The organism is Halalkalirubrum salinum, from assembly GCF_005543295.1.
GTDB classification, from domain to species: Archaea; Halobacteriota; Halobacteria; order Halobacteriales; family Haloferacaceae; genus Halalkalirubrum; species Halalkalirubrum salinum.
This window is the reverse complement of record NZ_SRSG01000021.1, coordinates 24830-34393: the sequence shown is the minus strand read 5'-3', so window position 1 is coordinate 34393 and position 9564 is coordinate 24830. Positions and strand designations below refer to the sequence as shown.

Here is a 9564-nt window from a genome sequence, read left to right as displayed (position 1 = left end):
TAAGGAGATGCTCTTCTTCGATCTGATTGTCTGCTTGGTTTGGTTTCACACTACGTCCAAGCAGACACTTCCTCTAATCCGATGTGATCGACTGATTTTGGGAACCGCGGGACCGAACCTGTAGCTCTCTATCGCTGCGGTACACGAACCGAACGCGGACGGTTGATACGGACGCTTTACTCCCCCGTTTTGTCGTCTCGGCGAGCCACTACGATACCGCCGACGAACAGTACGGCTGCAACGACAAGCAGTCCGATCGTGACCGGTTGTTCGAAAGCGAACACTCCGACTCCCGCGACCACCGTCGCGGTCCCGTGCAGCACTGCAGTCCAGTTCACGCGGAAAATTTGGGTTCGACACGCATAACCACGCCGCTTTTCATTATGTGCGGCAAGCACTACGTTCCGCCCGGAGTCTGCAAACCGACGAGCCGCTGCGGCGCCGATCCCAGAACTCGCTCCAGTGATCAGGACGACACCGGGCGTCTCCCAATCGTGTGTCTTCACGATCGCCGATACGGGACGGCATATCTTACTGCGTCCAGTTGTTCACCGATCGACGCCGCGTTCATCAAGTGCAACCGCGATCGATCGCGAGGCGACATCAGCCGCGAATGCCTTGCTGTCGGCCTCGAGCATCTCGAGGGTGTTGTAGTGGATTGGCACGACCAGTTCGGGCCGCATCCGATCGGCAAGATCCGCGCTGGCTTCAGCATCTGAAACAACCGTTCCGCCGATGTTCGCAAGAAAGACTGACACGTCAAGCTCTGCAAATCCGTCGAGGGCATCCGAGTCGCCGGGCCAGAAGACGCGCTCGCCGCCGACAGCGATCAAGTAGCCGCAGCCGAGTCCTTTGGGGTGAACGACGGTTCCGTCGGCGTCCGCACAGGGGCCGTCAGGTTCGTTGTACGCCGGCACTGACCAGACGTCGATCGTCTCTACGGCCGTCTCGACTGCGACGTGATCGTCGTCGGTCACACGAATCACGTCGAACGGGAGCTCCGAAACTGGCGTGACGTCGCGATCGATCTCAGCAGCGTCGACCCCCTCGTAGACCACGATCGTGGCGTCCGAGTCGGCGACCTGTCCGATCGCGTCGCTGTCGTAGTGGTGGTTATGTGTGACGACGACGAGATCTGCGTCTTTCGGATACTGCCCGTCGAGCACGCCATAGCGGCCGGGATCGGTGTAGACGACGGTGCCATCTTCGGTCTCGATTCGGGCAGTTGCGTAGCCGAGCCACTCGATCGAAAGCGGGCCGTATCGAACGGTCATATCTGGTCGATCGACTCGCGTGGTGTTGAGACTTCGGAAGAACGTTGCTATTATTACGTCCGGGGCTCAGCGATAGTGATCCGATCGCGCTCGATCGAGTAGATGCCGATCGCTGGCGTCTCTCCTTCGAAGAGGTGCTCGGGGACGATCGGCATCGGAACCGGGGTGTATCCACCCGCGCGGATCGCCTTCACACCCGGATAATCCTCGATCGGTCCCGTCGGTCCGTCCCGGGTCGAAAAGACGTAGAACCGCTTGGTGTCCGGATCTCGCTGGTAGCGATACGGAAACGCCTCCGGCGGTGGGCTCGCAAGTGCGTTTGCGTCTGCCACCACGGCGCGAACTGTGTCGTCAATCTCTATGACAACTCGTGGTCCCCGTGTACCCGTTGGATCGCCAGCCACCGGACCGGCAGGGGTTCGCGTCTCGCGCCATCGAAGTGATTCCTGTGGAGATTTCACCAGTGCGTAGCCGCCTGCCTCGATCGGGATCCGATCTGGACCGGCGTAGAAGGTTCGCAGTCCCGATCGAGACGAACGAACCAACGGTGGATCGCTAACAATGGCCTCGATCTGCTCGGCAACCTCATCTGAGCCTGTCAGAAACAGGATATTTCGGTCGTGTCGATCCGCATGAACGACCCGTGAGATAATCGTCGTCGGGTCAGCGTCGGCTGGTGCGACCGGCTCGATTGCGACCGGTCCAGTCGTGAGTGTCGATCGCTCCTCTGAGACGGCCGTCGATCCGCCCGTTGGTGGCCGACCGATCGCAGCAGGACCCCGTCGCGGTCCGTCTTCGAGCGTCCAGCCGCGGTCGGCGATCGCCGAAAGCAACCCCGCGGCTGTCGCGTCCGTTCGGGAGCGTTCCATGCCTGTCAGAGGCGGCCGAAGGGAAAGTGTGTTGTGCTGGTGGTCTCTCTGGCGTGTCTCGTGTGGTTGGTACTCACAGCTGTCCTCGGCCGCCAATGTTGAAGTATCAGAACCTCAATCGAATATGCATGACTACCTTCGAGTTGGCCGACGCCGTCCAGGACGTGCTGGCGATCGATCTGGACGCGTTTCGTACGGCCGCCGAAGCTGATGGCGATGCCGTCATCGAAGAGCTTCGGGACGGAACGTTCGACAACCACCAGTCGATCATCGGCCTCGAATACGAGTTCTACGCTGTCTCAGAGGGACGCTGGCGAAACGGAGGCGGTGACGAGGCGTATTCGCTGTGTCGGGTTCCTCGTCGATTGCTCGAACTTATTGGATTCGAAAAAGAACTCGGGCTCCACAACGCCGAAATGACCACCAGCCCGCAGCCATTCAACGAACATGGACTTCGCGCACAAGAATCAGAGGTTCGCGGTCGTCTGCAGGCGGCTTTAGACTGTACAACTCCCGAGGGGATGCGACTCGTCAGTGACGGGTTGTGGACCGTCCCCCCGGCCGGCGAAACCGCCCGCAGCTACCTCACGGACAGTATCGAACACGACGGCATTCGGATCGCCACCAACATGACAGACGCCGTCCGCTATCACGCGATGGCAAACAGCGAGGCCGCGACCGAACTGTTTCGGATCGACGTGCCACACGTCTCGATCGAGGCCGATACTGTGATGCCCGAATCGCTCATCACCTCGATCCAGCCACACTACCAAGTGCAACAGGCAGAAGACCTCCCGCGATGTTTCAACTATGCGGTGCGGATCGCCGGTCCGCTCCTCGCACTCGGTGTGAACTCGCCGTTTTTCCCCGCTGATCTCTACGACGACGCACCCCCAAAAGAAATCCTTTCGATGGCACACCACGAGAATCGAATTACCATCTTCGAATCCGTCCTCAACAGTGCAACAGACTCGGACAAGGTTCGATTCCCCAGAGATCTCGACTCGATCGAAGACGCCGTCCACCGGGTAGTCGACGATGAGACGATGGTACCGATGCCGGTCGATCGCGGAGAGCGCTTCGACGACTCGTTCGCAACGCTGCGTCGCAAACACGGAACCTACTGGCGATGGGTTCGCCCGGTGTTCGACGGTGCGACGCGATCGTCGGCGAATGCCCGCATTGAGTTCCGCCCGCTTGCCGCCCAGCCAACGGTTCGGGATTCGATCGCTCTCCAGGCAGCGTTTGCCGGGCTAATGGAGGGACTAACGCGACACGACCATCCGCTTTGTACCCTCCCGTGGGAGGATGCACGCCAGAATTTCCGTGCAGCCGCCGAGGACGGCTTCGATAGCGGCCAACGAATCATCACTACCGAGGGGACAGAAACGAGCGATCCCGACGTGGTCTTTTCGGAGTTACTCGACTACGCTGAGGCCGGGCTCACCGCTGTCGGACTCTCGGAGTCCGAAGCGGGCCGGTATCTCGAGCCACTTCGCTGGCGGGTCACAAACCGGGAGACGCCTGCCTCGTGGAAGCGATCGATCGTCGCTGCTGAACTGGACGCGGGACAGTCGTTGGGTGAGGCGATTGAAACGATGCAGCGCCGCTACGTCAACGAACAACAGGAGACGCTACTCGACGGGTCCTTCGCAGACTGGACACGCCCCCCGGCGTGAACACGCGAAAACAAGCGCTTACTGCGCGACGAACCGCTCAGAGAGTCGGCCTACAGTACGTCGTCGAAGTCTTTGTAGCGGGTGATGTCGACACCCTCGTCGGTCACGACCGCGATGTTGATGCCGTTACCGGAGGCTAGGTCGCGCTCGACGGCAGATTTGACCGCTCTGGCTGCCGCGGTCTTTGCGTCTTCAACGCTGATGTCCTCCTCGTACTCCTGTTCGAGCAGGCCAAGAGCGTACTGGCTGCCAGATCCCGAGACAGTGTATTCCTCTTCTGTCGTCCCACCGAGCGGATCGAGGCTGTAGATGTGCGGCCCCTCGTCGTCGACACCGCCGAGAATTGGGCTGACGATGAAGAACGCTCCCGATCGGAGGAAGTTGCCGGTGAGCGTCGAAAGGGCTTTCATGCTCATGTGCTCGCCGCGGCGGGCCTCGTACAATCGGACCTCCGCTTTCAGCGAACTAATCAGGTTCTGGGCCGCCGAGACCGACCCGGCGATCGTGAGCGCGCCAGTCGGGTGAATCTCTTCGACCTTCTGGACGTCCTTGCTCGACACCATGTATCCCATGCTTGCGCGCATGTCTGTCGCGAGCACGACGCCGTCTTCAGCCTTGATTCCGACAGTCGTTGTCCCCGTCTTCAGCGTTTCGTCGTCCTCGGCGCTTTTTGCCCCGTTCTGTGGGAATTCACCGAGTTCGGGGCCGAAGACACGCGAGACATCGCTATCAAACTGGCCTGATCCCTCGGAGAAACCGCTGTTTGGAGTTCGCATTGTGTCTACTTACGCTCCGTCGCTGATAAATGCAACCTTTCAGGGAAAGAACCCCGATACCGGCGCTGTCGCTCAGCAGGCAGGTGCAGCAAACCAACGGCTGGCAGGATTAGTTTTTTGTCTTCTGCTCGTAGGCTCGTTCGGTCGCGTCGATCGCTCGTCTGACAGGCAGGGTAACGCCAACCCTGCGCGCGAGGACCGCGATCGGGAGCATCACGATCCCGAGCGCGACGGTCAGTTGGTACAGCGTGAACAGCGTGAGCCGGGTGGCCGATTCGATCATTCGATACCTGTCCTCCAGCCGTCCATGTATAAATACTTAGTGGAACGGCCGACCGACAGATCAGGCTGCTGTCTGGCGATTCTATTGGAGTTGTTCGAAACACAAATTCGGTTGTGAAGATCGGTGATACTCCCGAATCGATCGGATCATCGACCCACTGAATTCTCATACGTTATGAGAATCTCTCACCTGTCGTACGCCGAGATGATATCGCCGGTGGCTCCGGTCTGTGGAGTGCTGCAGACTAATTTGGTCGCTCCTTTGGCGTGTGACACGGTGTCGTGTCGCTTCGGCACTGTGAACCACAAGAAACGAGGTGCTGTGACGCGTGGATCACGTATGAGCAATTACCTCGTCGCGATGGAAGCGGCATGGTTGGTCCGAGACGTAGAGGATATTGACGATGCGATCGGCGTCGCGGTGAGCGAGGCTGGCAAGCGACTGAACCAACAGGACAAAGAGTACGTCGAAGTTGAGGTCGGTGCGACGGGCTGTCCGGCCTGTGGCGAGCCATTTGATTCGGCGTATATCGCTGCGAACACCGCGCTTGTCGGACTACTTCTTGAGATCGAGATTTTCAACGCCGACGGGGAAGAACACGCCTCACGGATCGCCAAAAGCGAGGTCGGCGGTGCGCTGCGTGACGTGCCGCTTTCTGTCATCGAAGTCATCGAAACCGAAGCCGATCCTGACGACTCCGCCTAAGTTTAAAGACAATCCTGACGACTCCGCCTAAGTTTAAAGACGACTCCCTACCGAGTGTATCCGACGACGAAACGTTTTCATATAACCCGAAGTAATCACACGGGTATGGAACTGCCGACACCACAGGATCTCCGCGAGCGTCGGAATGCGCTCGGACTCACCCAGAGCTCGCTTGCGGAGGCAGCGGGCGTTTCCCAGCCGCTCATCGCGCGAATCGAGGGCGGTGACGTCGACCCACGGCTGTCGACTCTCCGGCGAATTGTCAACGCGTTAGACGAGGCCGAAGGCGACGTTGTCCGGGCTGCGGATCTGATGAATGAGACGGTAATCGCGGTCGCACCCGACGACTCCGTCCGAGAGGCGGTCGATCGGATGGAACGAGAGGCGTACTCACAGCTGCCAGTGTTACAAAACGGCATTCCGGTCGGCTCGATCAGCCAAAGCGACGTGATCCATGCGGGCGACGACGTCAGCGAACTGCCAGTCAGCGAGGTAATGAGCGAGTCGTTCCCGACGGTCGCTCGCGACGCCACTGTCGATGAGGTTCGGAACTTACTCGACCACTACAAGGCGATCATGGTCACATCTGGCGGTGAGACGATCGGCATCATCACCGAGGCAGACCTGGCCGCACAGCTGTCGTAGGTGGGTTCTCACCCGAGACGGACCACCGGACCGTTACTCCTCGGGATGCGATCGCCACTCAGACACCTCGCTGAGCCGCTCGAAGGCTGCTCGTTCGGCAGGGCCGCCGCATTTCTCGACTGTGGTCTCGAAGTATCGAAGCCGATCGAGGAGCGCCTCGGTCTCGAAGGCGTCGACGTCGAGCCGCGAGGCGGCGACCGTTGCGTCGATCACGGCCCCAAACCCACGGTTGATGGTGGGGACGACCCGCTCGTAGACGGTTGCGGTCTCTTCGATTGGTTCAATCGTCCACGTCGTCCACTCGGTCCCGCCATCGACTCCCTGGTCGATTGCTGCGGCGGTGACCTCGACGCTTGCGGCTGCGCTTGGCAGAACCGATTCTGGTTCTTCGCGGATCGTCGCTGCAGCGTCGACGAACGCTCGTGGATCGGCGGTGAACTGTACCACCCCACCACCGCGCCGCTCGAAGTTTCGCTTCGTCCGTGTGTTGCCCCAGGTGGTCGCAGTAACGGGATCCTCGCGCGATTCGGGGGCATGCAGTCCCAGTGCAGCCATGTTCCACAACTCGTTCGGGCCGAGCGTCGCGACGATCGACTCTGTGACGCCGCGGAGCGCGACCGGCCAGCCCTTGAGATGCATCCCCGCTGGATCCTCTGCGGTCATACTGTTAGCCCCCGTTCCAGTGCGATGAACGCCGCCGCAGCCGTAAGGTCCGCTGTCGTCCCCGGGTTAATTCCCCCGTCGACAAACGTCTCCGCGAGTTGCGCTGCAGCGTCGAGATCCAGACCGATCGCCGCCGCCCGATCGCAGACGTCTCTCGCTGTCTCTGTCCCGTGATTTGTTGCGACCAGCGTATCCGGCTCCTCTGCCAAGAGCCGAAGGAACGTCCGTGCAATCCGATCGCCAACCGGCCCCTCGTCCGAGAGCAGTTCATCGGCCGCACGGAACGATCGTTCGAACCCCGTCGTCCACTCGCGGGCGTTTCCGTCGGCCGGACGGTTCGTTGTCGGCTCCGCGCTGAGTATCATAATGTCGTACAGTGTCATTTCGCGATCACGTATCGCCTCGGCGGCTGCGCCACCGCGTCGCACATCGAGAGCATCGACGTCTGCCGGTGGATCGCGAACAGCGACATCGACGCGTTCGAAGCTCCGGTAGAACGCGACCGCGTCTTCGACGGTCGTCGATTCCACGGTATCTCTCGCTCGCGTTGGCGTGAGCGCCCCGCTTGCGGCCGTCGCGACGAGCGGCACAAGCAGCAACAAACAGCCGAACTGGGTGTTCCCACCGCGTTGATTGCTCATTCCGGCGACTGCCGTCTCAAACGCGTCGCCCACGGACGCTCCCTGCTGGGCGGTCCTGAGGCCAGCTCCCGAGCCGATCGCTCCCGCGAGGAAGTGCTCGAACCGCAGGGATTCGAGATCGCGGTGGCGATCGACGTTGCCTGGTTTTGGCGTCCCGGCCACCTCAAGCAACAGCGCCAACTGGGCGTTCTCGGCTGGCGATCGATCCCGGTCCAACGTCTCGCCGGCGCTCATGCGGTCACCTCCGCGAACCATGCGTCGACCGCTGTCCGGATCGAATCGAGTCGTTCCGGCTGGCGGGTTGGCCGCCCAACGCTGACTGCATCCGCTCCGAGCCGGAGGTACTCGTAGGCAGTCTCGCGATCGCGAACGCCGTTGTTCGCAATCACGAACAGCTCGGATTTGTTGGCCACCGTGGCGATCGGTTCGGGTGAATCCATCGCATCGACGTGGAGGATCGACCCACCGGCCGATTCGACTGCCGCTGCGACGTCCCCGAGATCGACTCCCGAAACCTCCGCACGGGCTTTCACCCCAACAGTTGCGCCAATCTCTGCGGCCGCAGCGACGTATCGCTCGAGGCGATCGGTGTCTGCAAGCAGTGACTCGCCGCAGCCGATCGCGGTCAATTCCGGCTGTCGACAGTGCGCGTTCACCTCAAGGATCGCACCGTGGGATCGACAGACAGCTGCGGCCTCGCGCAGTCGATCGACCCGCGTCGTTCGGACGTTCACCCCGATCGCCGTCTCTGTCTCTGAGAGCGACCTGAGTTGGTCGTCGATGAATTTGATCGGACGCTCGGTGAGGAATTCGTTGCGATCGCGATCGACAAGTGCCGCAGATGCCGCCTGCGTTCGCTCGTCGATCGACACGCCGCCAATAAACGCACACCCGACATGATCCGCGAGTGATTGGGCCCATGCCGCGTCGGACTCACCGCTGAGACTCGCCGCAGCGAGCCGGGGAGCAAACGAGGCTCCGAAGTTGCGGTCGGTCATTGGGTGTGGACCTCTGTGAGTGCCGTCTCGACAGCCGTCGCGACCCGCTCGCTGTCGGCGTCGGTTTCAATCTGCGTATCAGTTCGCACGATTGGTCGATCAAGCGTCGTTCGGTCCTCACGATCGAGTACAAACGCGTCCGCGAATGGATACTGGTCGGCGACGCCGGCCGTTGAGGGCTCTGCGCCGATTCCGGCCAGTAGCTCCGCGGCCGGCCCTGAGAATACTTCCTCTTCGACAAACGGTGAAACAACAACCACCGGCGTCGATTCGAGCGCCGCCTGCATGCCAGGGATTGCGAGCATCGGGCCGATACTCGTCACTGGGTTCGAGGGGCCGATCACCACCGGATCTGCGAGCGCATCGCGCACTGACTGTGTCATCGCTGCGTCATCAGCACCTTTGTACGTGACATCGAGGACTTCCGGTTCAGCCCGGTTTGCAACCCAGTACTCCTGAAAGTGGATCACGCCGTCTGGCGTGTGGATCATCGTCGCAACTGGATCGTCGCTCATCGGCACGAGATCGATCGTCAGCCCGAACGCGTCCGCTAAGGTCCGGGTTGTCTCGGAGAGGGTGTGGCCCTCATCGAGGAGGCTGGTTCGTGTGATGTGGACCGCTCGATCGCGGTCGCCGATCGTCATGAACTCCGCGATCCCCGAAAAGCGTCGCCATCGGGCGAGGTCGCGACCCGCGGTCTGTGCGGCTGCGTCGAGATATCGCGGCCCGCCAGCGAGCCCCGCCGCCTCGGCAATTGCGAACAGCTCTTCGTTCGTTTCGTGGGTATCTCCGTCGATTCCCCACCATGTGTCGCGATCCAATACGCCGCCGCGATCGAACAGCACCGTGTCGATGTCCGGACAGACAAGGAGTCCACCGAGTTCGATGTCATCGCCGGTGTTAGCGACAACCGTGATCTCCGCCGGCTCAAAGACGGACTCCGCACCCGACAGGAGCTTTGGGGTGCCCGTCCCGCCAGCGAGAAACGTAACCATAGCTGCCTTTTGTGGCCCCTGGATTTGTATCCTACC

At 61.1% G+C, this 9564-nt stretch carries 12 protein-coding genes; 3 read left to right on the top strand and 9 right to left on the bottom strand.

From position 1 onward, the window contains the following. Positions 1–176: 176 nt before the first annotated feature. The 3 genes from E5K03_RS17535 to E5K03_RS08450 are packed head-to-tail and all read right to left on the bottom strand — an operon-like array spanning position 177 to position 2143. Positions 177–506 (bottom strand): SDR family NAD(P)-dependent oxidoreductase, encoded by a 330-nt coding sequence (locus tag E5K03_RS17535; protein ID WP_240729978.1) that lies wholly within the window; start codon positions 504–506, stop codon positions 177–179. A 42-nt stretch (positions 507–548) separates the two neighbouring features. Then, a complete protein-coding gene (locus E5K03_RS08455) occupies positions 549–1274 on the bottom strand; it encodes an MBL fold metallo-hydrolase (RefSeq protein ID WP_138006426.1) in 726 nt (241 codons plus the stop codon). 53 nt (positions 1275–1327) lie between these two features. After that, positions 1328–2143 (bottom strand): hypothetical protein, encoded by an 816-nt coding sequence (locus tag E5K03_RS08450; protein ID WP_138006424.1) that lies wholly within the window; start codon positions 2141–2143, stop codon positions 1328–1330. A gap of 128 nt (positions 2144–2271) precedes the next feature. Here E5K03_RS08450 and E5K03_RS08445 point away from each other — a divergent pair, with 128 nt between their 5' ends. Continuing rightward, complete coding sequence (locus E5K03_RS08445) at positions 2272–3822, top strand: hypothetical protein (protein ID WP_138006422.1); 1551 nt, start codon at positions 2272–2274, stop codon at positions 3820–3822. Between the two features lie 50 nt (positions 3823–3872). Here E5K03_RS08445 and psmB read toward each other — a convergent pair whose 3' ends face one another. Continuing rightward, the gene (gene psmB / locus E5K03_RS08440; protein ID WP_138006421.1) at positions 3873–4598 is read right to left on the bottom strand and encodes an archaeal proteasome endopeptidase complex subunit beta; all 726 of its coding nucleotides are present in this window, start codon (positions 4596–4598) and stop codon (positions 3873–3875) included. A gap of 109 nt (positions 4599–4707) precedes the next feature. Further along, positions 4708–4881 (bottom strand): hypothetical protein, encoded by a 174-nt coding sequence (locus tag E5K03_RS17185; protein WP_171006641.1) that lies wholly within the window; start codon positions 4879–4881, stop codon positions 4708–4710. A 339-nt stretch (positions 4882–5220) separates the two neighbouring features. On the opposite strand from E5K03_RS17185, the gene E5K03_RS08435 reads away from it, so the two are divergent. Both E5K03_RS08435 and E5K03_RS08430 read left to right on the top strand, forming a co-directional pair. Further along, a complete protein-coding gene (locus E5K03_RS08435; protein WP_137195997.1) occupies positions 5221–5586 on the top strand; it encodes a DUF555 domain-containing protein in 366 nt (121 codons plus the stop codon). Between the two features lie 105 nt (positions 5587–5691). Further along, entirely contained in the window at positions 5692–6231 is a 540-nt protein-coding gene (locus E5K03_RS08430; protein ID WP_138006419.1) for a CBS domain-containing protein, read from the top strand. Positions 6232–6264: 33 nt separating this feature from the next. Here E5K03_RS08430 and E5K03_RS08425 read toward each other — a convergent pair whose 3' ends face one another. From E5K03_RS08425 to cofD, 4 genes are read right to left on the bottom strand one after another with little or no spacing between them, the layout of a single operon-like run. Then, positions 6265–6894: a DUF447 domain-containing protein gene (locus E5K03_RS08425; protein WP_240729977.1), complete on the bottom strand. Its 630-nt coding sequence runs from the start codon at positions 6892–6894 to the stop codon at positions 6265–6267. Further along, positions 6891–7769, bottom strand: a complete 879-nt coding sequence (locus tag E5K03_RS08420; protein WP_138006417.1) for a triphosphoribosyl-dephospho-CoA synthase — start codon at positions 7767–7769, stop codon at positions 6891–6893. Before E5K03_RS08420 ends, E5K03_RS08425 begins: the two co-directional genes overlap by 4 nt. Next, positions 7766–8533 (bottom strand): tRNA-dihydrouridine synthase, encoded by a 768-nt coding sequence (locus E5K03_RS08415; protein WP_138006416.1) that lies wholly within the window; start codon positions 8531–8533, stop codon positions 7766–7768. The genes E5K03_RS08420 and E5K03_RS08415 overlap by 4 nt, the downstream gene beginning before the upstream one ends. Beyond that, a complete protein-coding gene (gene cofD, locus E5K03_RS08410) occupies positions 8530–9528 on the bottom strand; it encodes a 2-phospho-L-lactate transferase (protein WP_138006414.1) in 999 nt (332 codons plus the stop codon). Before cofD ends, E5K03_RS08415 begins: the two co-directional genes overlap by 4 nt. Positions 9529–9564 lie beyond the last annotated feature (36 nt).